The sequence below is a fragment of the Ensifer sp. WSM1721 genome, assembly GCF_000513895.2.
Lineage (GTDB): Bacteria > Pseudomonadota > Alphaproteobacteria > Rhizobiales > Rhizobiaceae > Sinorhizobium.
Genome location: NZ_CP165783.1, coordinates 1,667,750 through 1,693,700, shown reverse-complemented (window position 1 = coordinate 1,693,700; position 25,951 = coordinate 1,667,750). Strand labels below are relative to the sequence as shown.

20 protein-coding genes are annotated in these 25,951 nt (G+C 64.1%); 5 read left to right on the top strand and 15 right to left on the bottom strand.

Annotated features, from left to right (window positions below):
• Positions 1 to 103: 103 nt before the first annotated feature.
• The 12 genes from M728_RS25450 to M728_RS25395 all read right to left on the bottom strand — a co-directional run bounded on the left by M728_RS25450 (position 104) and on the right by M728_RS25395 (position 13,359).
• Complete coding sequence (locus M728_RS25450; protein WP_026620545.1) at positions 104 to 1,087, bottom strand: substrate-binding domain-containing protein; 984 nt, start codon at positions 1,085 to 1,087, stop codon at positions 104 to 106.
• A 55-nt stretch (positions 1,088 to 1,142) separates the two neighbouring features.
• Positions 1,143 to 2,135 (bottom strand): ABC transporter permease, encoded by a 993-nt coding sequence (locus M728_RS25445; protein WP_026620544.1) that lies wholly within the window; start codon positions 2,133 to 2,135, stop codon positions 1,143 to 1,145.
• Positions 2,132 to 3,112 (bottom strand): ABC transporter permease, encoded by a 981-nt coding sequence (locus M728_RS25440; protein ID WP_026620543.1) that lies wholly within the window; start codon positions 3,110 to 3,112, stop codon positions 2,132 to 2,134. The genes M728_RS25445 and M728_RS25440 overlap by 4 nt, the downstream gene beginning before the upstream one ends.
• Positions 3,109 to 4,656: a sugar ABC transporter ATP-binding protein gene (locus tag M728_RS25435; protein WP_026620542.1), complete on the bottom strand. Its 1,548-nt coding sequence runs from the start codon at positions 4,654 to 4,656 to the stop codon at positions 3,109 to 3,111. Before M728_RS25435 ends, M728_RS25440 begins: the two co-directional genes overlap by 4 nt.
• Before the next feature lie 76 nt (positions 4,657 to 4,732).
• Entirely contained in the window at positions 4,733 to 5,857 is a 1,125-nt protein-coding gene (locus tag M728_RS25430; protein WP_026620541.1) for a sugar ABC transporter substrate-binding protein, read from the bottom strand.
• A gap of 469 nt (positions 5,858 to 6,326) precedes the next feature.
• Positions 6,327 to 6,719, bottom strand: a complete 393-nt coding sequence (locus M728_RS25425; protein WP_026620540.1) for a hypothetical protein — start codon at positions 6,717 to 6,719, stop codon at positions 6,327 to 6,329.
• A gap of 237 nt (positions 6,720 to 6,956) precedes the next feature.
• On the bottom strand, positions 6,957 to 7,652 hold the full coding sequence (gene urtE, locus M728_RS25420; protein WP_026620539.1) for an urea ABC transporter ATP-binding subunit UrtE: 696 nt from the start codon (positions 7,650 to 7,652) through the stop codon (positions 6,957 to 6,959).
• Positions 7,653 to 7,668: 16 nt separating this feature from the next.
• Positions 7,669 to 8,421, bottom strand: a complete 753-nt coding sequence (gene urtD, locus M728_RS25415) for an urea ABC transporter ATP-binding protein UrtD (protein WP_156943416.1) — start codon at positions 8,419 to 8,421, stop codon at positions 7,669 to 7,671.
• A gap of 6 nt (positions 8,422 to 8,427) precedes the next feature.
• Positions 8,428 to 9,603 carry an urea ABC transporter permease subunit UrtC gene (gene urtC, locus M728_RS25410; protein ID WP_026620537.1) on the bottom strand — a complete coding sequence of 392 codons (1,176 nt, stop codon included), beginning with the start codon at positions 9,601 to 9,603 and terminating at the stop codon, positions 8,428 to 8,430.
• Positions 9,600 to 11,213: an urea ABC transporter permease subunit UrtB gene (gene urtB / locus M728_RS25405; protein WP_026620536.1), complete on the bottom strand. Its 1,614-nt coding sequence runs from the start codon at positions 11,211 to 11,213 to the stop codon at positions 9,600 to 9,602. Before urtB ends, urtC begins: the two co-directional genes overlap by 4 nt.
• A 194-nt stretch (positions 11,214 to 11,407) precedes the next feature.
• Entirely contained in the window at positions 11,408 to 12,700 is a 1,293-nt protein-coding gene (gene urtA, locus M728_RS25400) for an urea ABC transporter substrate-binding protein (protein ID WP_026620535.1), read from the bottom strand.
• Positions 12,701 to 12,909: 209 nt separating this feature from the next.
• Positions 12,910 to 13,359 carry an SRPBCC family protein gene (locus M728_RS25395; protein ID WP_026620534.1) on the bottom strand — a complete coding sequence of 150 codons (450 nt, stop codon included), beginning with the start codon at positions 13,357 to 13,359 and terminating at the stop codon, positions 12,910 to 12,912.
• A 210-nt stretch (positions 13,360 to 13,569) separates the two neighbouring features.
• Here M728_RS25395 and M728_RS25390 point away from each other — a divergent pair, with 210 nt between their 5' ends.
• Positions 13,570 to 14,631, top strand: a complete 1,062-nt coding sequence (locus M728_RS25390; RefSeq protein ID WP_026620533.1) for an adenylate/guanylate cyclase domain-containing protein — start codon at positions 13,570 to 13,572, stop codon at positions 14,629 to 14,631.
• 36 nt (positions 14,632 to 14,667) lie between these two features.
• On the opposite strand, the gene M728_RS25385 is transcribed toward M728_RS25390, so the two are convergent.
• Both M728_RS25385 and M728_RS25380 read right to left on the bottom strand, forming a co-directional pair.
• Positions 14,668 to 15,762, bottom strand: coding sequence for an ATP-dependent DNA ligase (locus M728_RS25385; RefSeq protein ID WP_026620532.1), 1,095 nt, complete (start codon positions 15,760 to 15,762; stop codon positions 14,668 to 14,670).
• Between the two features lie 352 nt (positions 15,763 to 16,114).
• On the bottom strand, positions 16,115 to 16,393 hold the full coding sequence (locus tag M728_RS25380) for a hypothetical protein (RefSeq protein ID WP_026620531.1): 279 nt from the start codon (positions 16,391 to 16,393) through the stop codon (positions 16,115 to 16,117).
• Positions 16,394 to 16,721: 328 nt separating this feature from the next.
• On the opposite strand from M728_RS25380, the gene M728_RS25375 reads away from it, so the two are divergent.
• Positions 16,722 to 20,102, top strand: a complete 3,381-nt coding sequence (locus tag M728_RS25375; protein ID WP_026620530.1) for an ATP-binding protein — start codon at positions 16,722 to 16,724, stop codon at positions 20,100 to 20,102.
• Entirely contained in the window at positions 20,095 to 21,018 is a 924-nt protein-coding gene (locus M728_RS25370; RefSeq protein WP_026620529.1) for a response regulator, read from the top strand. The genes M728_RS25375 and M728_RS25370 overlap by 8 nt, the downstream gene beginning before the upstream one ends.
• Before the next feature lie 131 nt (positions 21,019 to 21,149).
• On the opposite strand, the gene M728_RS25365 is transcribed toward M728_RS25370, so the two are convergent.
• Complete coding sequence (locus M728_RS25365) at positions 21,150 to 22,478, bottom strand: dicarboxylate/amino acid:cation symporter (protein ID WP_370906489.1); 1,329 nt, start codon at positions 22,476 to 22,478, stop codon at positions 21,150 to 21,152.
• Positions 22,479 to 22,711: 233 nt separating this feature from the next.
• On the opposite strand from M728_RS25365, the gene M728_RS25360 reads away from it, so the two are divergent.
• Positions 22,712 to 24,586, top strand: coding sequence for a sensor histidine kinase (locus M728_RS25360; protein ID WP_026620527.1), 1,875 nt, complete (start codon positions 22,712 to 22,714; stop codon positions 24,584 to 24,586).
• Positions 24,583 to 25,947 carry a sigma-54 dependent transcriptional regulator gene (locus M728_RS25355; RefSeq protein ID WP_026620526.1) on the top strand — a complete coding sequence of 455 codons (1,365 nt, stop codon included), beginning with the start codon at positions 24,583 to 24,585 and terminating at the stop codon, positions 25,945 to 25,947. Before M728_RS25360 ends, M728_RS25355 begins: the two co-directional genes overlap by 4 nt.
• The last annotated feature ends 4 nt before the right edge of the window (positions 25,948 to 25,951 follow it).

Here is a 25,951-nt window from a genome sequence, read left to right as displayed (position 1 = left end):
GCGCCGACAGCTTCAATCGGCCCGTTCTTATTTTGGCGTAGTTTTCTGGTCGAGGCGAGGGCCTGACTTTGTCGGCCCCGACCGCCGCTATGCCGCACGCATTTCATGCCGCCATCCTCACAGTCCCGCCCGGATAAAGCCGGTGACCGAGGCAGAGGTGCCGGCACTGCAGGGCATTTTCGGCGATATCGAGCAGCATGGCCGCCGCGGCCACGCCCATATCGCCGTCCGGCATCGCCATCGTCGTCAGAGACGGGCTCATCAGCCGGCCGATGGCGATCCCGTCAAAGCCCGCAACGGAAACGTCGTTCGGGACGGAAAGCCCCTCCCGCCGCAGCGCACCGACGACACCGAGCGCGAGCAGGTCGTTGGATGCGATGACCGCGGTAGGCCGGAACCCTTCCATCACTCCGGAGAGATCCAGTTGCTCGTAACCGTCGACGAAGGGGATCTCCATTGCGGGAAGTGGCGCATGCCCGGCCTCGTCCATTGCCGCACAATAGCCTTCGTAACGCAGGCGCGCGCGATCGGAGGAGGCGAAATGGCCAGCGACGAACAGGATGCGGCGATGCCCGTGGGCGAGGATGTGGCGGGTGATCTCGCGGCCGGCGCGATAATTGTCGACCGTCACCGCCGCAGGGAAGCGCGGAACCGGGCGGTTGTTGAGCAGGATCGTCGGAGGCAGGGCTGCCGAAAGCGCCTCGCTCGTCTCGGCATTGCAGAGCGTCAGGATCAACCCCGTCGGCCGCTGTTCGAGAAGCGCGGCGACCGCGCGCGCTTCTAAGGCCGGATCGTAGTTCGACTGGGCGATCAGGACACCGTGTCCGGCAGCCTGCATGCGATGCTGTATCCCTCCAAGCGAGGCGGCGAAGACCGGATTGGTGATGCTTGGGACCAGCACGCCAACGACCGGGCGATTGCGCACGCTCGCTCCTGCAGAAGACGGAGGCCTGTAGCCGAGTTCGGCCGCGGCGCGGCGCACCCGCCGCACCATCTCATTGCTGACCGGTCCATCGCCTTTCAAGGCGCGCGAAACCGTCGCCAGCGAGCAGCCGGCGTGAAAAGCTATCTGTTGCAGTGTCACCATCCCCTCCGCCTATCGCGCTTTCATGACAGCGGGGTGAATGGTCCCGAAGTGCAAGTCACCGGTTCGCCGGCGCACGGCCGTAAAGCAAGAGCATGACGATGATCACGACACCGTAGACGATCTGCCGGCCGGCCTCCGGCATCTGCATGACCGAAAGGATGGATTGCAGGAGGGTGATCAGGATGACGCCTGCGACCGTGCCGAAATAGGAGCCCCGCCCGCCGAGAATGGAGGTGCCGCCGAGGACGACCGCGGCGATCGACGGCAGCAGATAAGGGTCGCCCATCGCCTGCGCCGCCTTCGAGGCATAGCCGGCCAGAAGCACGCCGCCAAAGGCGCTCAAGGCGCCGGAGATGAGGAAAGCGGTCATGATGACGCGCCGCGTGCCGACGCCGGAGAGAAAGGCGGCGCGTTCGCTGTTGCCGATGCCGTAAACGGCTCGGCCGAAGGCGGTGCGGGTGAGCAGGAACACCATCGCGACGCTCACCGCAGCCCAGACGAGAATCGCATTCGGCAGACCCGGAACAACCGCACCGGTCGCGAGCCACCGTACGGCATGCGGCGCCGAATCCTGCGGCGAGAAGCCGCCGGTGTAAACGACCATCAGTCCCTGCGCCACGACATTCGACGCGAGCGTTACGATCATCGAAGGGATGCGCAGGAATGCCACCCCGATGCCGTTCAACAGACCGAAGGCGACGCCGCAAAGCACGCCGGCAGGAATGGCGGCAACGGAGCCGGTGTCGCCGAAGCCGGCGACGGCGCAGGCCATCATCGCGCCGGCTGTCATCACCCAGGGGACGGACAGATCGATGTGGCCGAGAAGGATGACGACCATCATCCCGGCGGCGACGACACCGAGGAAGGAGGCGACCTTGAGCTGCTGCAGCAGGTAGTCCGGGGACAGGAAATTGCTGGAATAGAGACTGCCGAGGAAGAGCAGCAGCAATATGCAGCCGAAAGCGGTGACGACGGCAGGATCCGCGCGGCGAAGAATGCCGGGCAAGCGCGCCCTGATCGAAATGCGGCCCTCGGACGTCTCGCTCATCGGAACCAATCCAGACGGTTTCGTACACGCAACAGGGCGAGCGAACCGATGCTGACGGCGATCATCAACACGACCCCCTGGAGCAAGGGCTGCCAGAGCGGCTCGACGTCGAAGGCGAACAGCATGTCGCCGGTGGTGCGGGCGGCAAAGGCGCCGAAGATCGCCCCGACGGCGCTGCCGCGCCCGCCATAGAGCGACACGCCGCCGAGGACGACGGCGGCTATCGACCAGAGCGTATAGGCGCTGCCGCTGGCATAGGCGGCCTCGCCGGTATAGGTGAAGAAGGTAAGGAACAGTCCTCCCATGCCGGCGAGCAAGCCGCCGAGGAGATAGGCTGCGAACTTGCCGCGCCGGATCGGCATGCCAGACATGAAGGCGGCCGGCTCGGAGGAGCCCGCCGCGTAGGCCGCCCGGCCGACGACCGAGCGCCGGAAGGGCAGCCAGACGATCAGCACGACCGCCGCCAGCGCGACAAGGCTCGACGGGATGATGCCGAAGAGCCGTCCTGTCAGGGCGTCGGCGAGGTCCTCGTTGACGGAGCCGCCGGGAAATGGCCTCAACAACAGAGCCAGGCCGAAATAGACCGCTCCGGTGGCGATGGTCGCGACGATCGGCTGCAGACGGCCGTAGATCACCAGGAGCCCGTTGATCGCGCCGCAGAGCATGCCGGCCGCCAGCACGGCCACGACACCGAGGGCGCTCGGCACCGCTGCCCCGACGACGATCCAGGAGGCCAGGCAATTGGTGAGGACGAAGATCATGCCGACCGACAGGTCGATGCCGGCGGTGATCACCACCAGCGCCTGCGCCATGGCGACAAAGGCAAGCAGCACGCCCTTGTTGGCGGCCGTGTGGACGACATTCGCGGTGAAGCCGGCCGGATGGTTGGCGACATAGACGACGAACATCACCAGAAAGATCGCAAGCCCCATCAATGTGCCGCGCTGTTCGTTCAGCCAGAAGCGCCAGTCGCTCATGCCGCCGTCCCCTCCTGCCCTGCCTGGACGTTGAGGGCGCTTGCGATCAGTGCCCGTTCGGTGATCTCACCGCCCTCGAGTTCACGGACGACGCGCCCGTCATAGAGGACCAGCACCCGGTCGCAGCAGCCGATCAGTTCGTCGTAGTCGGTCGAATAGAAAAGGATCGCCGCACCGGTCTCCGCCAGCCGCCGCAGCAATTGATAGAGCTCCTGCTTCGTACCGACGTCGATGCCGCGTGTCGGGTCGTTGAGCAGGATGATCCGGGGCGTTCGCATCAGCCATTTGGCGATGACGACCTTTTGCTGATTGCCGCCGGAGAGCGCGCCGACGGGCACGTCGAGGCCGGCGGTCTTGATCTCCAGAAGACGCACCATGTCATCGATCAGGCGCTCCTCCTCGTCCCGGTCGATGATGCCGCCCCGCGAGACACGGTCGAGGGCGGCAAAGGACAGGTTCTCGCGCACCGTCATCGGCAGCATCAATCCCTCCGTCTTGCGGTCCTCCGGGATGAGCGCCATGGAGAAGGGCGCTTTGCGCGCCATGGCCGGGCTGCTGATCGTCACGGGCGCTCCGTCGATCAGCACTGAACCGGTAACCCCGCGAAGCACGCCGAAGAGAGCGAGAAGAAGCAGCCGCTGGCCTTGGCCCTCGAGGCCGCCAAGGCCGACGACCTCGCCCTCGCCCACCTCGAGCGAAATGTCGCGCAGCCGATCGGTCCAGCCGAGATTGCGGCATTCGAGCACCGGCGCCTTTGCGGGTTCGGGCGCCCGGATGGCCTTCGGCGGAAAGACGTGGCTGTATTCGCGCCCGATCATCATTTCGACGATCTCGCTGTTGCTGCGCGTCCCGGCCTCGAAGGTCGCGACATTGCGCCCGTTGCGGAACACCGTGCAGGTATCGGCAAGCTCGGCGATCTCATGCATGCGATGCGAGATGTAAAGCAGGGCAAGACCCTCCTCCCGCAGGCGCTTGAGCACCGCGAAAACCTTGGCGACGTCGCCGGCCGTTAACGCCGAGGTCGCCTCGTCGAGGATGAGCGCGCGCGGCTTTACGGCAAGCGCCTTGGCGATCTCGACCATCTGCCGGCGCGACAACGGCAGATCCTTCACCGCGGCGCGCGGATGGATGTCCTCGGCGCCCGCGCGCGCCAGGGCGTCCTCCGCGATCGCCCGTTGGGCGCGCCGGTCGATCATGCCGAAACGGCGGGGCGGATTCGAAATGACGATGTTGTCGGCGACGCTCAGGTCTGGAATCAGCGACAGTTCCTGGAAGACGCAGGCGATCCCCGCTGCCGCCGCTTCGGCCGGCGAGCGGAACGTCACTTCGCGACCGTCGAACAGCATGTGGCCTTCGTCCGCCGCCACCACGCCGGCCATGATCTTGATGAGCGTCGACTTGCCGGCGCCGTTCTCGCCGAGAATCGCGTGAATCCGGCCGGGCGAGACCTCCAACTGCGCATTCTCCAGCGCGCGGACGCCGCCATAGCGCTTCGATATGCCTTCCATGCGGATGAGCGGCGGCGGTGTCTCTGCTGCAGTCATGAGGCGCGCCTCGGAGCGTGGGTTGCCGGCGCATGCCGCGCACACACGGCATGCGCCTCAGTCGTTCAACGGGAACCTACTGGTTCTCCTTGCTCTGCCCCATGATCTCCTGGGCGGTAAAATTGATGTCGCAGGTCGGGAAGGCGTTGCCGACGAAGAAATTGTCGGACTGGTCCGGATAATAATCCTGGCCCTCCTTGAAGTTCGGATCCTCGACGATCGCCAGCGGCAGCTTGATCGATTGGGGCACGACCTCACCCTCGAGGGCCGCAATCGCCGTCTTGATGGCGACGGCAACCTGGGCGGGGCCGGTGCCGGCGGACGAGCACTTCAGCCCGTCGGCCGAGTGCTTGGCGCAGAACTTGCGGAAGCCGTTCTCGGTTTCGCCGCCGAAGGGCACGAAAGGATGGCCGGCATCGATCATCGCCTGCACGACGCCGGTATCGCCGCCCTGCGCGGTGATGCCATCGAACTTCTTGTGCACGGCAATCGCATCGGCCGTCGCCTTCTGCGCTGTCGGGTCGTCCCACTTGCCGAGCACCTCGACGACCTCCCACTTCTTGCCTGTCGCGGCGAATGTCTCCTGGATGCCGTTATGCCGGTCGGTGTCGACAGAGGTGCCCGGGACGCCGCGGACCTCTAGGATTTTGCCGCCTTCCGGCAGATGCTTGGCGAGCCAGTTGGCCCAAAGCACGCCGAGGCCTTTCTGGTCGACGTTGACGTTGATGGCGTCCTCGGTGTCGAGGATATTGTCGAAAGCGACGAGAACAACGCCGGCTTCCTTCGCCCGTTTGATGACCGGCCCGAAGGCGGTCGGGTTCTGGGCATTGACGATGATCGCGTCATAGCCGGAGTCGATGAAGTTGTTGATCGCCGAGATCTGCGCCGGGACGTCCTCGCCAGTCGAGACGACCTTGAATTCCTTGAGCTTGGCCGCGATGTCCGGCTGTGCGGCATAGGCCTTGGCCGTCTGGATCATCTGGATGCGCCAGGTGTTGGCGATATAGCCGTTGGCGAGTGCGATCCGATAGGGCCCTTCCTTCTTCGGGAACTTGAAGAATTTCGTTTCGGACGACCAGGGTGCGAAGCAATCCGGGTCGGCCGAAGGCCCGCTAACGATTTCAGGTTCCGCATGGACGGTGGTGGATAGAAGCGCGAGTGCAGCAGCCGTGAGAATGCCGCTGACGAATGTTCCGGTCATCGAATTCCCTCCCGTTATCTTACTGGGACAGGGCATCGAAAGAGGGCGCAGACATCGATTGTTCGCCGCAGACACGTCTGCGGCCTACTGCATGTTTGCTTTGATCGTACCCGATTTAAGGACGAAAAACATGCAGCAAATTCAAAGCGCTACAGCATCCCTGTGCGTCCGAAAAGACGCACGACGCTGTAGAGCACCGGAGATTCAAACGTACACGAAGAATGCTCCGGAGCTTTCTGAAGCATCCTCTGGTCTCAGTGTTCTGGAACCAGATTTGCTTCAGTCGCCGATCCGGCACGACATATCGATACGCGAGTCCAATGACGCCAGACAGGCTCCTCCCGGGGCGTCGGAGCGAAATGGTAGCCCTACCAATATCTTATGTAAAGCGGCAGGCGCCGGGCCTTCGTGCGTGCCTCGCGAATGCAAAACAGCGCAGCCTCCGCAGCGCTGCTTTGCAGGTCTCGGCTCAGCCTTGGTGTCCGGGGCGCATCGGCTGGCCGAAGCGGTCGGCAAAAGCCTTGATCGAGCCGCGGCCGAAGCGTCTGACGCGGCGTCTGACGAGAACGGACATGACGCGCGCTGCGGTGGAGAAGGTCATCTCGTCGAGCGGGCCCTCGCCGTTCCAGGGCTTGGTCAGACGTTCGGTGACGATGCCGAGCATATTGGCGGGCATGATGTCGGTGCAGGGTTTCATCCACTCGAAGACATCGCTGATCGGAAGCACCTTGCCTTCGAAGGAGACGATCGGCTCGGGCATTCCTTCGTCCCAGTCGTCGTAGGCTTCGAGCGCATCTCTGAAGAGAGTCTGGAGGGTGATCGGGGCATGCCCTTCATAAAGGGCGGGCAGCAAATTCGTCATTAGGGTCTCCTCCGATTGGTTAGGCCGGAAACGCGAAATGGCCAATTCTGTCAGCGATAACGGATTGTGATGCGCGTTCATAAAACGTGCAGCGGCAGTATGGTTCAAAGCCGGGCCGGGGGCAAATACAATCGATTAAAGCAGTGGATTTTTTATCGTGCTCCGACAGCAAGGCATGCTCACTGGAAGGTGCAAGCCGCTGAATTGCTAGAATAATCTACCCTGTGGAAAACCCAGCTACACCGTCAGATGCCGACGCGCCTCCGGGGTATCGAGCGTCTCTGCAGCTCCTTGATGAACAAAAGCGCCGCGGTCCATGATGTAGACGTGATCGGCTAGCTCACGGCAGAAATCGAGATATTGCTCGACGAGCAGGATCGCCATGCCGGTCGAGTCCCGCAAATATTTGATCGCGCGGCCGATATCCTTGATGATCGACGGCTGGATGCCTTCCGTCGGCTCATCGAGAACCAGAATTTTCGGGCGCGTGACAAGCGCGCGGGCGATAGCGAGCTGCTGCTGCTGGCCGCCCGATAGATCGCCGCCGCGTCGGCCGAGCATGGTCTTCAGAACCGGAAACAGGCTGAAGATGTCTTCTGGAATCGATCGCTCGGCGCGTTTCAGCGGCGCGTAGCCGGTCTCGAGATTCTCCTTGACCGTCAGCAGCGGAAAGATTTCGCGGCCCTGCGGCACATAGCCGACGCCCTGTTTGGCGCGGCGGAACGGCGCCAGCCCGTCAAGCGAAACGCCGTTGAAGGAGATCGCGCCCGAACTCACCGGATGCTGGCCGGTGATTGCCCGAAGAAGGCTCGACTTGCCGACGCCATTGCGACCGAGCACGCAGGTGATCTTGCCCATTTCGGCCTTGAAAGAGACGTTGCGGAGCGCCTGGGCGGCGCCGTAATGCAGGCTGACGTCTTCGACGTTCAACATCGTTTAATCCTCCCGCTCACCGGCCGAGATAGTTTTCGATCACCTTTGGATCGTTGCTGACGAAGTCGATGGACCCTTCCGCCAGCACGGATCCTTCCGCAAGGCAGGTGACCTTGACGCCCAGATCACGGATGAAGCCCATGTCGTGTTCGACGACGACGACCGAGCGGGTTTTGGCGATTTCCCTAAGCAGGATCGCGGTTTCCGCCGTCTCCGCGTCGGTCATGCCGGCGACCGGCTCGTCGACGAGCAGGAGTTCCGGCTCTTGTGCGAGCAGCATGCCGATCTCTAGCCATTGCTTCTGCCCGTGCGAGAGATTGGCGGCGAGATCATCGCGGCGCGCCGTCAACCGCACGGTTGCGAGAATCTCCTCGATGCGGTCCTTGTCCTCTCCAGTCAGGCGATAAAACAGCGTCGCGAAGACGCCGCGGCTGCGATTGAGCGCCAACTCCAGATTGTCCCAGACGGTGTGGCTTTCGAAGACCGTCGGCTTCTGGAATTTGCGGCCGATGCCGAGCTGGGCGATCTCCGCCTCGTCCTTCTTCGTGAGGTCGATATCGCCCTTGAAGAAGACCTCGCCCTCGTCCGGCCGCGTCTTGCCCGTAATGATGTCCATCATCGTCGTCTTGCCGGCGCCGTTCGGGCCGATGATGGCGCGCAGTTCCCCCGGCTCGACGATAAAGGAGAGGGAATTCAGCGCCTTGAAACCATCAAAGGAGACGGAGACCCCGTCGAGATAGAGCAGGCTTTTCGGTTTCTTCTCGGTCATCACGGGTCACTCCGCGGCCATGGATTCGGCGGCCGGCAGGCTCGCCTCTTTGTCATTCTCGTTTTCCTTGCGGGCGGATGCGCGCAAGGCACGCCGTTTTGCAAGATATTGCTGCGCGGTGCCGACCACGCCCTTCGGCAGGAACAGCGTGACGAGAACAAACAGCCCGCCGAGCGCAAAGAGCCAGAATTCCGGAAAGGCGGCGGTGAAGATGCTTTTTCCGCCATTGACGAGGATGGCGCCGACGATCGGGCCGATCAGCGTGCCGCGGCCGCCGACCGCGGTCCAGATAACGACCTCGATCGAATTGCCGGGCTCGAACTCGCCCGGATTGATGATGCCGACCTGCGGCACATAGAGCGCGCCGGCGACGCCCGCCATCATGGCGGAGACGGTAAAGGCGAAGAGTTTCATGTGCTCGACGCGGTAGCCGAGGAAGCGCGTGCGGCTTTCCGCATCGCGCAGCGCCACCAGCACCTTGCCGAATTTCGAGCGGACGATGCCCGAGGTGATGACAAGCGAGAGGGCAAGCGCCAACGCCGATGCCGCAAAGAGCGCGGCGCGCGTGCCGTCCGCCTGGATGTTGAAGCCGAGGATGTCCTTGAAGTCCGTCAGTCCGTTATTGCCCCCGAAGCCCATGTCGTTACGGAAGAAGGCGAGCAGAAGCGCATAGGTCATCGCCTGGGTGATGATCGAGAGATAGACGCCGTTGACACGGGAGCGGAAGGCGAACCAGCCGAAGACGAAGGCGAGGAGCCCCGGGACGACGACGACCATCAGGGCCGCGAACCAGAACATGTCGAAGCCGTACCAGAACCACGGCAGCTCCTTCCAGTTGAGGAAGACCATGAAGTCCGGCAGCAGCGGGTTGCCGTAGGAGCCGCGCGCGCCGATCTGGCGCATCAGATACATGCCCATGGCATAGCCGCCGAGCGCGAAGAAGGCAGCGTGCCCGAGCGAGAGGATGCCGCAGAAGCCCCAGACGAGATCGAGCGCCAGCGCCAGAAGCGCATAGGTCAGGTACTTGCCGAAGAGCGAGACGAGATAGGTCGGCACATGCAGCGGATGGTCCGGCGCCGTCAGGAGGTTGAGTGCCGGAATGACGAGCGCCAGCCCCAGCAGAATCGCCACGGCGATCAGGACGGTGCGGTCCGCCGATTTGATGAGAAACGAGGTGATCATGCTTCCACCGCCCGGCCCTTAAGTGCAAACAGCCCGCGCGGCCGCCTCTGGATGAAGAGGATGATCAGCACGAGCACGAGGATCTTGCCGAGCACGGCGCCGGCATAGGGCTCCAGGAACTTGTTGAGGATGCCGAGCGAGAAGGCCCCGACGAGCGTGCCCCAGAGATTGCCGACGCCACCGAAGACCACGACCATGAAGCTGTCGATAATGTAGCCCTGGCCGAGATTGGGCGAGACGTTGTCAATCTGCGAGAGCGCGACGCCAGCCATGCCGGCAATGCCGGAGCCGAGCGCGAAGGTCAGCGCATCGACCCATGGCGTGCGGATGCCCATGGAAGACGCCATGCGGCGGTTCTGCGTCACCGCCCGCATCTGCAGGCCCATCGGCGTCTTCTTCAAAAGAAAGAGCAGCGCGGCGAAGACGGCGAGCGCGAAGACGATGATCCAGAGGCGGTTCCAGGTGATCGTCAGGCCGCCGAGCTCGAAGGCGCCGGACATCCAGGACGGGTTGCCGACCTCGCGGTTGGTCGGCCCGAAGATCGAGCGCACCGACTGCTGCAGGATCAGCGATATGCCCCAGGTGGCAAGCAGCGTTTCGAGCGGCCGGCCGTAAAGGAAGCGGATGACGCCGCGCTCCATTGCCAGCCCGACGGCGCCGGTGACGATGAAGGCAAGCGGCAGGGCGATCGCGAGCGACCAGTCGAAGAGCGCCGGGAAGGATGTACGCAACACCTCCTGAACGAGGAAGGTCGTGTAGGCGCCGAGCATCACCATCTCCCCATGCGCCATGTTGATGATACCCATGACGCCGAAGGTGATGGCAAGGCCGATCGCCGCAAGCAGCAGCACCGAGCCGAGCGACAGACCGTACCAGACGTTCTGGCCGGCCGCCCAGAGCGCCTGCGTCTGCTCGATGCTGGCAAGGGCCGCCTCGATATCCGGCTTGAGGGTCTCGTCGGCCGAGCCAAGGGCGGATGAAAGAATCGAAAGCGCCTCGCGGCCGCCGTTCTCCTTCAGCGTTCGCACCGCCTCTTTCTTCTCCTCGGTCGGCCGATCGGAGATGATGAGGGTTGTGGCGCGCGCCTGTTCGAGCATGGCGCGGACCTCGGCGTCCTTCTCGGCAGCAAGCGCATTCTCGATTGCGCCGAGCGCGTCGGCATTGGGCGACTGCAGGACCGATTGCACGGCCTTGAGGCGCGCGTTGCGGTCCGGGCTTAAAAGCGTCAGGCTGCCGAGAGCCGTGCGCACCGCGCGGCGCACGCTGTTGTTGACCTTGACCTTCGAGAGCGACGCCTTCGGCGCTTCGCCGGCGCTTTCGCCGGAAACCGGATCGGTAAGCGTCAGGTTCGAGCCGCTCTCCTTCGTCAGAAACACCTGGCCATCGGCCTTGCGGGCGTAGAGATTGCCTTCGCCGAGCGCTTCGAGGACGGGCACGACCTTGGGATCACCGGTCTTCGCCAATGCCGCGATGTGCTCGTCGATCTCGGACAGCTTCGCGGTCCCGAGCGCGTTCACCAGGTCGCGCAATCCGTCCTCCGCTCGGAGCCCGGTTGGGACTGCGGCAAGGAGGAGCAAGGCAACCAGCACGGATTGGATGATGCGGTACATTGGCTTCTCGATTCAGGAAGGTGAGACGCGGGCGGGAAACCGCATATTGTCCGCATCTCTGACGCAAAGTCCCTCCGTCCGAATGGACGCTTTCGGACGGAGGGTATTTCGGGCTATCGGTTCGTCATGAAAAGTGCCGCTCAGGGGGCAGCCATACCGCGGCTACCTCCTGGAACATGTCTTTCGTCATGAAATCAGGAGCCCTTGCCGCCGCATTTGCCCGTGGCGACGTTGAAGTTGCCGCAGGACATGGGCGCGCGCCAGTCGGAGATCAGATCCTTCGAGTCCGGCAGGTAGTCGGACCATTCGTCGCCGACGACAAGGCCGGGCGTTTCCCAGACCGTTTCGAACTGGCCGTCCGACTGGATTTCACCGATCAGCACCGGCTTGGTGATGTGGTGGTTCGGCATCATCGTCGAATAGCCGCCGGAGAGGTTCGGCACCGAGATGCCGATCATCGCGTCGAGCACGGCGTCGGTGTCGGTGGTGCCGGCTTTCTCGACCGCCTTCAGCCACATGTTGAAGCCGATATAATGAGCTTCCATCGGATCGTTGGTGACCCGCTTGTCGTTCTTGGTATAGGCTTTCCAGGTTTCGATGAACTCGGCATTGGCCGGATTGTCGACCGACTGGAAATAGTTCCAGGCGGCGAGATGGCCGACGAGCGGGCCGGTGTCGAGGCCGGCGAGTTCTTCTTCGCCGACCGAGAAGGCGACGACCGGGATGTCCTCGGCCTTGACGCCCTGGTTGGCGAGTTCCTTGTAGAAGGGCACGTTGGCGTCGCCGTTGATCGTGGAGACGACCGCGGTCTTCTTGCCGGCCGAGCCGAACTTCTTGATATCGGAGACGATCGTCTGCCAGTCGGAATGGCCGAAAGGCGTGTAGTTGATCATGATGTCCTCGGGCTTGACGCCCTTGGAGATCAAATAAGCCTCGAGGATCTTGTTGGTCGTGCGCGGATAGACATAGTCGGTGCCGGCGAGCACCCAGCGCTCGACCTCTTCGTTCTCCATCAGATAGTCGACGGCCGGGATCGCCTGCTGGTTCGGCGCCGCACCCGTGTAGAAGACGTTGCGCTGGCTTTCCTCACCCTCGTACTGGACCGGATAGAAGAGGATAGAGTTCAGCTCCTCGAAGACCGGCAGCACGGATTTGCGCGACACCGAGGTCCAGCAGCCGAAGACGGCGGAAACCTTGTCGACGGAGATGAGCTCGCGCGCCTTTTCGGCAAAGAGCGGCCAATCCGAAGCCGGATCGACGACGACCGCCTCGAGCTTCTTGCCGAGCAGACCGCCCTTCTTGTTCTGCTCCTCGATCAGCATCAGCATGGCATCTTTAAGCGTCGTCTCGGAGATCGCCATGGTTCCCGAAAGCGAATGAAGGATGCCGACCTTGATCGTGTCTTCGGCGGCGAAGGCGCCGTTGAACGCGGTCGTCGAAAGGACGGCAGCGAGGAATGCGCCGGTGACGCGTGCCCTGATAGTCATCTGGTTTGAACCCCTCTAGTTCTGATCGCCGCAACGGAGCGTTCGTTCTCCTTACCGTTGCTAGAGGGATATTCAGCGAGCGGAGTTGCACTGCACATACGTCATTCTACGTAGGTGCCGGGGGTAAGAAGGAAGCTTTGGCTAAAGCTGCCGGGATTGCCGGCGGCTGAGACCAAGCAGCGAGCGCGTCCGCACCTAGAAAAGGACCTTCAGTCCCGGCGCCCATGCCAGGGGTCCGGCCCCGGATCACGCCCGGCTGCCACCTCGGCCAGACGGTCGAGGTAGTGAGCCCAGCCTTCCGCATGGCCGGCGCATTGCTCGGAATTGGGCAGGCCGGTATGGGTGAGGCGCAACAGCGTTCCGTCCGGCTTCTCGATCAGATCGATCTCGACCTCGCTCGAACCCGGCGGCACCTCCTCGCTGCCGTCCCAGCCGAAGCTGTATACCAGGCGGTGCACCGGCACCACCTCGCGGAAGGAGCCGCGCGCGAATCGAGCGCCGGTGACGTTGACGAGGTAGAGGCCGCCGGGCTCCGGCTCGACCTCGGCCTCGGTTCCCATCCAGCGCAGGATCTTCTCAGGATCGGTCAGCAGAGCGAACACGGCGGCGGGCGGCGCCGGGACATGCGTTTCGCGACGAACGACGAGGGCCTCTTGCATTGGTCTCCCCCTGGTTGCCATAGCCTAAGGCGATGATAGACCGGCTGGCCTGCCGGCGCCACCCACCTATCGCGCCGCGCACCCGATCAAAGCCCGGAATGTCGCAGCAACTCTTTGGATTCCTGCGAGAATTCGTCATTGAGATCGATCCAGATTTAAGGTTGCACGCCGCGGATGACAGGTCGGGGGTCGTGCCGGTATGATCGCGGCATGGATCTGCCCGCACCCCTCGCATGGCTGGTGGACGAGGCCAGTGCCTCGGATCACGGCGCCGACCGGTTCCTAGCCGACCTCGGCGACCGTCTCCTGGCCGACGGCCTTCCCGTGGCGGGCGGCGCCCTGACGCTCTCCGTGCCGCATCCGATCATCGCCCGCCGCACATGGCTGTGGCGAGCCGAAGGCGGGGCGGTGATCGAGGCTCTGGGCTTCGCCGGCGGTCCGCCGAGCCAGGCCGGACACGACTGGCTCGCCGGGCTCGGCCCGGTACTGGTGGAGACGGCCGCTGTGGCGCCGAAGCGACCCGTGCTGAGCTGGGCCGGAACGCGACCATTCGATCCCGCCGAGACCGGCCGGTTGCGCGAGGTGGCACGCTTCGCCGCGGCGCCCCTGGCGGCCATTGCCGAACGGGCGACACTTGCAGCGCTGCTCGAGGCCTATCTCGGCCGGCGCAGTGCCGCCCGGGTGCAGGCCGGCGCGCTTCGCCGCGGCACCGGAGAGACGATCCGCGCCGCGCTGCTCTATGCCGATCTGCGCAACTTCACCGGGCTCTCCGAGGTGACCGAGCCCGCGGTGATGATCGCCGCCCTCGACGCCTGGTTCGACCGCGTCGCCGGAGCGATACATGCCTTCGGCGGCGAGGTGCTGAAGTTCATCGGCGATGGCTTGCTGGCGATCTTCCCGGTTACCGGCCGGCCGGTCGAGGCCTGCGAGGCGGCGCTCCGCTCCGTCACGGCCGCCCGCGCCGGCATGGCCCATCTCGACGCCGCGCGTGTAGCCGAGGGGCTTCCGCCGCTGCCCTTCGGCACGGCGCTGCATCTCGGCGATGTGCTGTGGGGCAATATCGGCGCCGTCGACCGGCTGGACTTCACCGCCATCGGCCCCGCGGTCAACCTCGTCAGCCGGCTGGAAGGGCTGTGTCGGCCGCTCGGTCGATCGGTGCTGATCTCGGGCGCGGTCGCGGCCGAGACCACGATGCCGCTGGTGCCGCTCGGCGAACACGCGCTACGCGGGATCGCGACGCCCTGCGCCGTGTTCACCATGCCGGATGCGTGAAGGGCGAGCGCTGTCAGGGCAGCGGCTTTCCACTCCTCAACGAGGGGCGATCTGCTCATAGGTGCACTGGCGCGGATCCTTGTCCGGCCGCCAGCGCATCAGCTTCGTGCCGTGGCGAAAGCGGCGGTTGCTGACGTGGTCGAAGCGCACCTCGACGACGAGTTCCGGGCGCACCGGCTCCCATTCTCCGCTGCGTTCGCTGCTCCAGCGGCTCGGGCCGCCGGGCGCCTTGCCGGTGAAGCCCGGCGGTTCTATGAGCGCCTCGAGCCGGCGCGTCAGTGCCGGCCGCTCCTTGTCCGAAATCGTCGCGGTGAAGCCCACATGGCTCAGCGTTCCATCGGTATCGTAAAGGCCGAGCAGGAGCGAACCAACCTCCGAGCTGTCGCTTTCGTAGCGGAAGCCGCCGACGACGCAATCGGCCGTCTTCAGCCGTTTGACCTTCACCATCGCCCGCTCGCCGCACTCGTAAGGGCCGTCGCGCCGCTTGGCGACGACGCCGTCGGTGGCGCCCGCTTCCCAGGTGGTGAGCCACTTTTCGGCCTCATGCCGGTCCAGCGTGAAGGGCGAAAGCTCCAGCTTTTCCGCACTGGCGTTCCCTGCGGCGAAGGCTTCGAGCGCTGCTCTTCGTTCGACGAGGGGCCTGTCGGTGAGGACCGCTCCGTCGGTGGCGACCAGCATGTCGAAGAGGATGAGCTTGGCCGGCGTCTCTTGCGAGAGCTTTTGAACACGGCTTGCCGCCGGATGCAGGCGCATCTGCAGGGCGTCGAAGGAAAGGCCGCCGTTCACTTCGATCACCAGTTCGCCGTCGACGATGAATTGTGCGGCGTTGAGCTGCCTGAGCAGCGCGACGACCTCCGGGAAAAAGCGCCCGAGCGGCTTGCCGGACTTCGCCCGGAGATCGACCTCGTCGCCGGATTTGAAAGCAAGGCAGCGGAAGCCGTCCCATTTCGGCTCGTACTGCCATGCACCGTCACCTGGCAGCTCCTGGGCGGAGCGCGCCTCCATCGGCGCCGTACTCACGGGCAGCGCGAAAGCGCCGGCAGATGCACGGCCTTCGGACGATCCCGCCCCTCGGGTTGGGCGTAGCGGCCCAACCCCCTTCGGCGGCTTTCGCTGTGCGGACGAAGCCATTGTCCACTCCGTTGCCGTACCGGTCTATTTCAAGAAGAAATTGTCTGGCATGCGATCGGGAGCCAATCGTCTGCAGAACCTCCTCCGAAATGATCTTGGTGGGATCGAGGATGTCGAAGTCGAACTTTCGGCCATGGCAGCACTCCTTGGTCGAAGACGGAATTGGCAAGAAACCTTGGCCGCCGAGGTTGGTTCCGCCAGCAGACCGAAAATCGCGCGGTCCCCCTCGCCCTTCCGGCCAGAATCGACGAATGGATCACCAACGATGTTCGGAATGGAGCCAATGGGTATAGGCGCGCTCGGTCTAATTGGCGGCGATGGCGCGGCGCCCGGCGTCAGTTACACTGAGCTATCACGCGCTTGCTGGTCCTTGCGCTCGGCGGTTAAGAATGATCCTGAGCCGGGCTTCGTTCTGCCGGGAGCTATCGGCTCCGGCGCTCTCCGGCCCCTGCGGTGTAGATGGCCGCCAGTCGAACTCCTCCCCGAGCGCGTCTCTCGCCTGCGGGCCATCCAGCCGATAGAGAAGAGCGATGATTATCTCCCTGTCGCTGATGCCGCAGTCGGGCTCCAGATACTCGTCGAGATCCCTCCGGCAGTCCTCGATTAGCCTTCGCATCTTCTCGGCGCTCATGGCTGTCCTCAATCGAGAGGTCCTGAGTTGCGGCGCCAGAAGGGCGTCTGCGCTGTCGCCCGGAACCCTTCGCATGTCCCAGGGCGGCTGACGATGGTGCCGTTTCCCCGGGGCGCTCACTCAGGACGATATGTGCCAGGAAAGGAATTCGGCAACGGTCATAGGACCTGTGGACAGTGCCACCTCGGACTAAGGTCCTATAGATTGCGGTTGATGACGCCTCAGTTCGCTGTTTTCCCGCAATGCAGCAATTTCGCTGGCCTGCTGCCTGTGTTACGAAATGATGACTGGCGCATTCGGCCGGCACTGCGAGATATCACGAGGGACCATGGCGGCACGCCAGCGCATCATTCCCGTTCGACGAGAATATAACCGCTGGGTCGCCAACCAGACGCTCGAAGACTATGCGCTGCGCTTCACCGCCAAAAGCGCGCGGCGCTTTTCCTCCGAGCGCATCTCGCAGACGGCGATCGGCGCGATCTCCTTCCTGGCGCTCGAAGCCATCGGCGGCGCCATCACCATGTCCTACGGCACCACCAATGCGATCGTCGCGATCCTTATCGCGAGCGTCATGATCCTTGTGGTCGGCCTGCCGATCAGCCGCTATGCGATCCGCCATGGCGTCGATATCGATCTTCTGACGCGCGGCGCGAGCTTCGGCTATATCGGCTCGACGATCACCTCGCTCATCTATGCGAGCTTCACCTTCATCCTCTTTGCGATCGAGGCCTCGATCATGTCCGGGGCCTTGGAGCTGGCGCTCGGCATACCGCTTTGGATCGCTTACATCATAAGCGCCGTCGTGGTGATCCCGCTCGTTACCCACGGCGTCAAGCTGATCAGCAAGTTCCAGCTCGTCACGCAGCCGTTCTGGATCGTGCTCAACATCCTGCCCTTCGCCTTCATCGCGCTTGCGGACTGGGAGAAGGTGGGCCTGTGGCTCGCCTATGCCGGCGTCCACCATACGTCCGGACCCTCGGGCACCATCGCACCCTTCGATCTCGTCGAATTCGGCGCCGCGTCGGCTGTGATCTTCGCGCTGATGGCGCAGATCGGCGAGCAGGTGGACTTCCTCCGCTTCCTGCCGCCGGACGGTGAGCGCAAGCTGCATCACCGCATCGCCGTCTTTCTCGCCGGTTCCGGCTGGGTGATCGTCGGCGCACCGAAGCTGCTCGCCGGCTCGTTCCTTGTCGTCCTGGCGCTCAGTGCCGGGGTGCCGTCGACGAGAGCCGCCGATCCGGCGCAGATGTATTACACGGCTTTCGGTTACATATTCCCATCCGAGACGGCGGCGCTCCTGTTGATGGTCGCCTTCGTCGTCGTTTCACAGTTGAAGATCAACGTGATGAACGCCTATGCCGGGTCGCTCGCCTGGTCGAACTTCTTCTCGCGATTGACCCATAGCCATCCGGGCCGCGTCATCTGGCTGGTCTTCAACGTCGCGATCGCGCTCCTGCTGATGGAGCTCGGCATCTACCGCCTGCTCGAAGAAACGCTCGGCATCTTCTCGATCATCGCCATGGCCTGGCTGTGCGCGATCTCGGCCGATCTCTTCGTCAACAAGCCGCTGGGCCTGTCGCCCCCCGGCATAGAGTTCAAGCGCGCCCATCTCTACGACATCAATCCCGTCGGTCTCGGCACGATGGGCGTGTCAGCGTTCCTCGCGCTCGCCGCACATTTCGGCGCCATGGGCGCGATCGCCGCCTCGCTCGCCCCCTATATCGCGCTCGTCACGGCCTTTGTCGTCTCGCCGCTGATTGCCTGGTGGACCGACGGAAAATTCTACCTCGCCCGCAAGCCGCGCAAGAGCTGGTTCCGTGAAAGCGAGATCACCTGCTCGATCTGCGAGCACCCGTTCGAACCGGAGGACATGGCCTGGTGCCCGGCCTATGCGGCGCCCATCTGTTCGCTCTGCTGCTCGCTCGACAGCCGCTGCCACGACATGTGCAAGCCGAAGGCCCGGCTGAACACGCAGGTTGCGACGGTCGCGAAAACGCTGCTGCCGGAAACGATCGTCGCCAAGCTCGCGACGAGGCTCGGGCGTTATGCGATCTCGGCGATCGTCTCGATCACCGGCATAGGCATCATCCTGGCGATGATCGCCCACCAGACGACAGCCGGCTCACCCGAAACCGCGGCCGTCGTCGAGCGCACGGTCGCGATCGTCTTCTTCGTCTTCGCCATCGTCGCCGGCGTCGTGTCATGGTTCTACGTGCTCGCCCATGACAGCCGGGTCGTTGCCGAAGAGGAATCCTCGCGCCAGAACACGCTACTCCTCAAGGAGATCGCCGCTCACAAGAAGACCGACGCGGCGCTGCAGAACGCCAAGGAGGCGGCGGAAGCGGCAAACCGCGCGAAGAGCCGCTACGTCGTCGGTTTGAGCCACGAGCTGCGCACACCGCTCAATGCCGTGCTCGGCTACGCGCAAATCCTCGAGCGCGACGAGACGATCCCGACGTCACGCCAGGGCGCGATCAAGGTAATCAAGCGCAGCGCCGATCACCTCTCCGGGCTGATCGACGGCCTGCTCGATATTTCCAAGATCGAAGCCGGCAAGCTGCAGGTCTATTCGAACGAGATCAATATCCACGACTTCCTCGACCAGATCGTCGACATGTTCCGCCCGCAAGCGCAGGCGAAGGGGCTTGCTTTCGAGCACAATCGCGCCACATCGCTGCCGCAATTTGTGCGAACCGACGAGAAGCGGCTGCGGCAGATTCTCGTGAACCTGCTTTCAAACGCGCTGAAGTTCACCGAGCGGGGACGCATCCGCTTCGATGTCGCCTATCGCAGCCAGGTCGCGAGTTTCACCATCGAGGACAGCGGCCGGGGCATCAGCGAGAAGGACCTGCCGAAGATCTTCGACCCCTTCCAGCGGGGCGAGGCGGAATATCGCATGCCAGGGCTTGGGCTCGGCCTGACGATCACGCGGCTGCTCACCCAGACGCTCGGCGGCGAAATCTCCGTTGCCAGCGAGAAGGACAAGGGCACCAGCTTCAAGGTGCGGCTGATGCTTTCGGCGGTCGATCGTCCGGCCGCGCTCAAGGATCCGATACGCAAGGTCCGCTCCTACAAGGGACCACGCAGGACGATCGTCGTCGTCGACGACAACGCGGATCACCGAGATCTCATGCGCGAGGTGCTCCTGCCGCTGGACTTCACCGTTCTCTCGGCAGCAAGCGGTGCGGATTGCCTGGCGCTCATCGACGGCACGAGGCCAGACCTCTTCCTGATCGACATATCCATGCCGGGCATGAGTGGCTGGGAGCTGGTGACGCGGCTCCGGGAGGCGGGTCAGACGGCGCCGGCGATCATGCTTTCCGCCAACATCGGCGATGGCTCGGCGGCGGGCGCCACCGGTCACAGCGATACGCTTGCCAAGCCCTTCGGCGTGCGCCAACTCACCGACAAGCTGGCAATCCATCTCGGCCTCGAATGGATCCATGAAGGCGACGTCCAGGAGACGCCTCCTGCGGACGGAAACAGAGCGCTCAAGAGCCCCGGCGACCATCATGTGAAGGAATTGATCCAGCTCGGTGAAATCGGCTACGTGAGAGGCATCGAGGCGAAACTGACGGAGATTGCCCTGAATCCGGAAAACCAGGCCTTTGTCGAAGCGGTCAACGCCTATGTTCAGGCCTTCGACTTGTCCGGCTTTGACGCTTTCCTGAAGCGGATGCTCTCGGAGGAGACGAACGCCCGTGCCTGAGACCGCCTCCCCGCGCGACATCGTGCTCCTCGTCGACGATTCCCCGGAGGCGCTCGGCTTCCTGACCGAAGCGCTGGAACAGTCCGACTTTTCCGTGCTGATCGCCACCTCCGGCAATGCGGCACTCAACATTGCCGACCGCATCACGCCGGACATCATCCTGCTCGATGCGGTGATGCCCGGCATGGACGGTTTCGAGACCTGCATGCGGCTGAAGGCGAATGCCTCGCTCGCCCAGGTGCCGGTCGTCTTCATGACCGGATTAACGGAGACGGAGCACGTGGTGCGCGCGCTCGAAGCCGGCGGCGTCGACTATCTGACGAAGCCCATCAATATCGACGAATTGCGCGCCCGCATCCGCGTCCATCTCTCCAATGCGCGCTCCGCCCAGAGCGCCCGCGTCGCACTCGACGCCGCCGGCCGGCATCTGCTCGCCGTTCGCGGCGACGGTACCGTGCGCTGGTCGACGCCGCAGGCGACAAGGCTCGTCAACGCGGCGACCGGCAGCGACGACGGCCTGGCAGTGGTGACTGGGCGGATTGCCGAATGGATGCGGGAGCGCGACAAGCACGGAAGCGAAAAGCACGGCAGCTTCACCCTGCAGCGCGCGGCCCAGACCGGCCTGCAGATTTCCTATCTCGGCGCGATCGGCGCCAACGAGTATCTCTTCCGCCTGACCGCCGAGAACGGCATGAGCGACGACGAGATGCTGCGCCAGCATTTCCACCTCACCCAGCGCGAGTCGGAGGTGCTTCTGTGGATCGCCAAGGGCAAATCCAATCGCGACATCGGCGAGATCCTGGGCTTGAGCGCCCGCACGGTCACCAAGCATCTCGAACAGATCTATGTGAAGCTCGGCGTCGAAAACCGGGCCTCCGCCGCGGTCAAGGCGACGCAAGTGCTGCACGGGATTTAGGTAAGGCGAGGCGGCCTACCCCTCTGGCCTGCGACTGTCGTCACGCCCAGAGCTTTCGTGTCAAAAAAAGCGCGGCCTGGAAAACCAGACCGCGCCAATCGCACTCAGCGTGCGTTGCCCTGGGAGGCAGCTTATTCGGCGGGTTGCACAGCCGCCGGAATGGTTTCGACCGGCGCCGCTTCGCCGCCGAGCGCTGCGGAAAGCTGCGCTTGGTCAAGCTCTCCTTCCCACTTCGCCACCACGACGGTTGCGACGGCGTTGCCTATGAAGTTGGTGATCGCCCGGCATTCCGACATGAAGCGGTCGATGCCGAGGATCAGCGCCATGCCGGCGACCGGCACGGAGGGAACGACGGAGAGCGTTGCGGCAAGCGTGATGAAGCCTGCGCCGGTGATACCGGCAGCCCCCTTCGAGCTCAGCATCGCGACCAGCAGCAGCAGGATCTGATCGCCGTAGGAGAGCGGCGTATCGGTCGCCTGGGCGATGAAGAGCGCCGCAAGTGTCATGTAGATGTTGGTGCCGTCGAGATTGAAGGAGTAGCCGGTCGGAATGACGAGGCCTACGACCGAGCGCTTGCAGCCCGCCTTCTCCATCTTGTTCATGAGGCCCGGCAGTGCGGCCTCCGAAGACGAGGTGCCGAGCACCAGGAGCAGTTCTTCCTTGATGTAGCGGATGAGCGATACGATCGAGAAGCCGTTATAGCGCGCCACCGCACCGAGGACGACGAGGACGAAGAGGAACGACGTCAGATAGAAGGTGCCGATCAACATGGCGAGGTTGGCGATCGAGGCGATGCCGTATTTGCCGATGGTGAAGGCCATGGCGCCGAAGGCGCCGACCGGGGCCGCCTTCATCAGGATCGCCACCAGCCGGAAGATCGGTAGCGTGAGCGCCTGCAGGAAGTCGACGACCGGCTCAGCCTTCTTGCCGACCATCGCCAGCGAAATGCCGAAGAGCACCGAAATAAACAGGACCTGCAGGATGTCGCCCTCGGCGAAGGCGCCGACAAGCGTCGTCGGAATGACGTTCATCAGGAAGCCGGTGATCGACTGCTCATGCGCCTTCTCGGTATAGGTCGCAACCGCCTTCGCATCGAGCGAGGCCGGGTCGATGTGCATGCCGGCGCCCGGCTCGACGACATTCGCGACAACGAGGCCGACGACGAGCGCGAGGGTGGAGAAGGTCAGGAAGTAGACCATCGCCTTGCCGGCGACGCGGCCGACCTTGGCGAGATCGGTCATGCCGGCAATGCCGGTCGCAACCGTCAGGAAGATCACGGGCGCGATGATCATCTTCACGAGCTTGATGAAGGCGTCGCCGAGCGGTTTCAGTTCGGTACCGATGTTCGGATAGAAATGCCCAAGCAGGATGCCTGCGGCGATCGCGGCCAGCACCTGGACATAGAGGTGACGATAAAAGGGTGTCTTGCCGCGGACCTCCGCGGAATGTTCAATGATCATGATGATATCCTCCACGAGGGGCGCCCAGTCCGGCGATATGCCGGGCCTCCCGGGCACTTTCCGAAGATCGACAGCAGCCGCTGCCTTGTGGAGCTATTCAGCAACGAGCGTGCCAGTTTGCCGCGACATCATCAAAGTGTTGAATTCATTGAATCCTGCGAAAGTACATTGCAGGGTCATTGATTAACCTGTGCGGGAATCCGCACAGGTCGTCTGGCATGCTGAGCGAAAACATGCACAATGCGGGCATGATCAAACAGCCTCCAGATGCGGACGATCCCGGCGCGTTGCGCCGCCGGGCGCGGCGATCATGGTTCTTGTTCGCGGTGGTTGCGCTGGCGCTTCTCGCCGCCGGCGTCTTCGCCGCCGGCGGATATGGCCGATCGCAAGCGCTCGACAGCCTCGCCGAGCAGAGCCGGATCGACGCCAGCCTGAAGGCTTCACTGCTGCGAGCCGTCGTCGAACGGCAGCGCGCGCTGCCGCTGGTGCTTGCCGACGACGCGGCCATTCGGGAAGCGCTTACCGCCCTTGACGACCAGGCGCTCGACCGGATCAACCGCAAGCTCGAAAGCCTTGCGGCGAGTGCAGAGGCGGCGGTCGTCTATCTGATCGGCCGCGATGGCGTGGCGGTCGCGGCCAGCAACTGGCGGGAGCCGACGAGTTTCGTCGGTAACGATTATGCCTTCCGAGACTATTTCCGACTGGCGATGCGCGACGGCAAGGCCGAACATTTCGCGATGGGAACGGTGAGCAAGCATCCGGGCCTTTACATCTCCCGACGCGTCGACGGGCCGCAAGGCCCGCTCGGCGTGATCGTCGCCAAGCTCGAATTCGATGCGCTGGAGGCCGACTGGCGTTTGTCGGACAAGCCGACCTATGTCACCGACCGGCGCGGCATCGTCCTGATCACCAGCCTGCCGTCCTGGCGCTTCATGACGACGAAGGCGATCCCCGAGGAACGGCTCGAAGGCATTCGAGAGAGTCTTCAGTTCGGCGACGCACCCTTGCTGCCGCTGCCCTTCCAAAGGATCGACGCCCGGCCGGACGGCTCCTCGACGCTCGATGCCCTGCTGCCGGGAGCCCGCGCAGAGACATTCCTGCGCGTCGAGACACTGGTGCCGTCGACGAACTGGCGGCTCGAACAATTGTCGCCGCTGAAGTCCACGCTCGCGGCAGGAGCGAGAGGAGCGCAGCTCCTCATGCTCGCCATGCTGGTTCCCTTGATTGCGTTCGCCGCATTCCTCCTGCGCCGGCGTCAGGTTGTCGCCCTGCGATCGGCGGAGGAGCGGCTGGCGCGTAACGAACTCGAAGCGAAGGTCGAGGAGCGAACGGCCGACTTGCGAATGGCGCGCGACCGGCTCGAAACCGAGATTGCCGATCATCGCCAGACGACGGAGAAGCTGCAGGCCGTGCAGCAGGATCTCGTTCAAGCGAACCGCTTGGCGATCCTCGGCCAGGTCGCAGCCGGCGTCGCCCACGAAATCAATCAGCCGGTCGCCACCATTCGTGCATATGCGGACAATGCCCGCACCTTCCTCGACCGCGGCCAGAGCGCGACCGCCGCCGAGAACATGACGAGCATCGCCGAGCTCACCGAGCGCGTCGGCGCCATCACCGACGAGCTGCGCCGCTTTGCCCGCAAGGGCCATTTCGCCGCCGAACCGACGGCGATGAAGGATGTCGTCGAGGGCGCGCTCATGCTTTTGCGCAGCCGTTTCGCCGGAAGAATGGACGCGATCCACATCGAGCTGCCGCCCGACGGCTTGAAGGCGCACGGCAACCGCATCCGACTGGAACAAGTGTTGATCAACCTCTTGCAGAACGCGCTGGAGGCGATCGATGACCGTGACGGCGGCAAGATACAGGTGCGCTGCGAGGAGACGGCGAGAGGCATCGCGCTCACGGTTGCCGACAACGGCCCCGGCATTCCGGCCGATATCCGCGACGAGCTGTTCACGCCCTTCAACACCTCCAAGGAAGAAGGGCTCGGCCTCGGTCTAGCGATCTCCAAGGAGATCGTCTCAGACTATGGCGGCACGATCGACGTCGATAGTGGCGCGTCCGGCACGACATTCACCGTCCATTTGCAGAAGGCTGACGCGCAATGAGCGGCACCCCCTCCGTGTTCCTGGTCGACGACGATCACGACCTGCGCAAGGCGATGCGGCAGACATTGGAGCTCGCGGGTTTCGCGGTCTCGCCCTTCCCCAGCGCGACGGAGGCGCTCGCCGCACTGACTTCCGACTTCGGCGGCGTCGTCATCAGCGATATCCGCATGCCGGGCATGGACGGCCTCGCCCTCTTCCGCAAGATCGCGGAGCTCGACCCGGACCTCCCGGTGATCCTGGTGACCGGCCATGGGGACATACCGATGGCCGTGCAAGCCATTCAGGATGGCGTCTACGACTTCATCGCCAAGCCTTTCGCCGCCGACCGGCTCGTCCAGAGTGCGCGGCGCGCCGAGGAGAAGCGGCGCCTGGTCATGGAGAACCGTGCGCTCAGGCGCGACGCGGAGGCCGCCTCCGACAGCCTGCCGCTGATCGGCCAGACCCCGGCGATGGAGCGGCTGCGCCAGACGCTGAAACATATCGCCGATACCGACGTCGACGTGCTGGTCGCGGGTGAAACCGGCAGCGGCAAGGAGGTCGTGGCCACGCTCCTCCATCAATGGAGCCGGCGAAGGAACGGCAATTTCGTCGCCCTCAACTGCGGTGCGCTGCCCGAAACGGTGATCGAGAGCGAGCTCTTCGGCCACGAGCCCGGCGCCTTTACCGGCGCCGTCAAGAAAAGGATCGGCCGGATCGAGCACGCGAGCGGCGGCACGCTCTTCCTCGACGAGATCGAGGCGATGCCGCCCGCGACCCAGGTCAAGATGCTGCGCGTGCTCGAAGCGCGTGAGATCGCACCACTCGGCACCAATACCGTCCGCCCCGTCGACATCCGCGTCGTCGCGGCAGCGAAGATCGATCTCGGCGATCCCGCCGAGCGCGGCGACTTCCGTGAGGATCTTTACTATCGCCTCAACGTCGTGACGCTACAGATTCCGCCCTTGCGCGAACGGCGCGAGGACATCCCGCTGCTCTTCTCGTACTTCCTGAAGCGCGCATCGGAGCGGTTCGGGCGTGAGGTGCCGGAAATTTCAGCGGCCGTCCGGGACCACCTGATGTCGCATGCCTGGCCCGGCAATGTGCGCGAACTTTCACACTTTGCCGAGCGGGTCGCGCTCGGGGTAGAGGGCAATCCGGGCAAGGCTGCCGTGGCACCGGCGACAGCGAGCACCGGCACGCTGCCGGAACGGCTGGAGCGCTACGAGGCCGAGATCCTCAAGGAGGCCCTCGCAATGCATCGCGGCGACGTCAAGGAAACGCTCCAGGCACTCGGCATCCCCCGCAAGACCTTCTACGACAAGCTGGCACGTCACGGCATCAATCGCGCGGACTATGTCGGGCGGGGCCGGGAGGAGGGGTGACGAG

Bases quoted from the DNA above. Each gene is read 5' to 3' on its own strand.
- urtB (WP_026620536.1), bottom strand. From the start codon at position 11,213: ATGTACCGCATCATCCAATCCGTGCTGGTTGCCTTGCTCCTCCTTGCC.
- M728_RS25390 (WP_026620533.1), top strand. From the start codon at position 13,570: ATGGATCTGCCCGCACCCCTCGCATGGCTGGTGGACGAGGCCAGTGCC.
- urtC (WP_026620537.1), bottom strand. From the start codon at position 9,603: ATGATCACCTCGTTTCTCATCAAATCGGCGGACCGCACCGTCCTGATC.
- M728_RS25385 (WP_026620532.1), bottom strand. From the start codon at position 15,762: ATGGCTTCGTCCGCACAGCGAAAGCCGCCGAAGGGGGTTGGGCCGCTA.
- M728_RS25450 (WP_026620545.1), bottom strand. From the start codon at position 1,087: ATGGTGACACTGCAACAGATAGCTTTTCACGCCGGCTGCTCGCTGGCG.
- urtE (WP_026620539.1), bottom strand. From the start codon at position 7,652: ATGTTGAACGTCGAAGACGTCAGCCTGCATTACGGCGCCGCCCAGGCG.
- urtA (WP_026620535.1), bottom strand. From the start codon at position 12,700: ATGACTATCAGGGCACGCGTCACCGGCGCATTCCTCGCTGCCGTCCTT.
- M728_RS25365 (WP_370906489.1), bottom strand. From the start codon at position 22,478: ATGATCATTGAACATTCCGCGGAGGTCCGCGGCAAGACACCCTTTTAT.
- M728_RS25430 (WP_026620541.1), bottom strand. From the start codon at position 5,857: ATGACCGGAACATTCGTCAGCGGCATTCTCACGGCTGCTGCACTCGCG.
- M728_RS25360 (WP_026620527.1), top strand. From the start codon at position 22,712: ATGCACAATGCGGGCATGATCAAACAGCCTCCAGATGCGGACGATCCC.
- M728_RS25375 (WP_026620530.1), top strand. From the start codon at position 16,722: ATGGCGGCACGCCAGCGCATCATTCCCGTTCGACGAGAATATAACCGC.
- M728_RS25395 (WP_026620534.1), bottom strand. From the start codon at position 13,359: ATGCAAGAGGCCCTCGTCGTTCGTCGCGAAACGCATGTCCCGGCGCCG.
- M728_RS25440 (WP_026620543.1), bottom strand. From the start codon at position 3,112: ATGAGCGACTGGCGCTTCTGGCTGAACGAACAGCGCGGCACATTGATG.
- M728_RS25355 (WP_026620526.1), top strand. From the start codon at position 24,583: ATGAGCGGCACCCCCTCCGTGTTCCTGGTCGACGACGATCACGACCTG.
- urtD (WP_156943416.1), bottom strand. From the start codon at position 8,421: ATGACCGAGAAGAAACCGAAAAGCCTGCTCTATCTCGACGGGGTCTCC.
- M728_RS25425 (WP_026620540.1), bottom strand. From the start codon at position 6,719: ATGACGAATTTGCTGCCCGCCCTTTATGAAGGGCATGCCCCGATCACC.
- M728_RS25435 (WP_026620542.1), bottom strand. From the start codon at position 4,656: ATGACTGCAGCAGAGACACCGCCGCCGCTCATCCGCATGGAAGGCATA.
- M728_RS25380 (WP_026620531.1), bottom strand. From the start codon at position 16,393: ATGAGCGCCGAGAAGATGCGAAGGCTAATCGAGGACTGCCGGAGGGAT.
- M728_RS25445 (WP_026620544.1), bottom strand. From the start codon at position 2,135: ATGAGCGAGACGTCCGAGGGCCGCATTTCGATCAGGGCGCGCTTGCCC.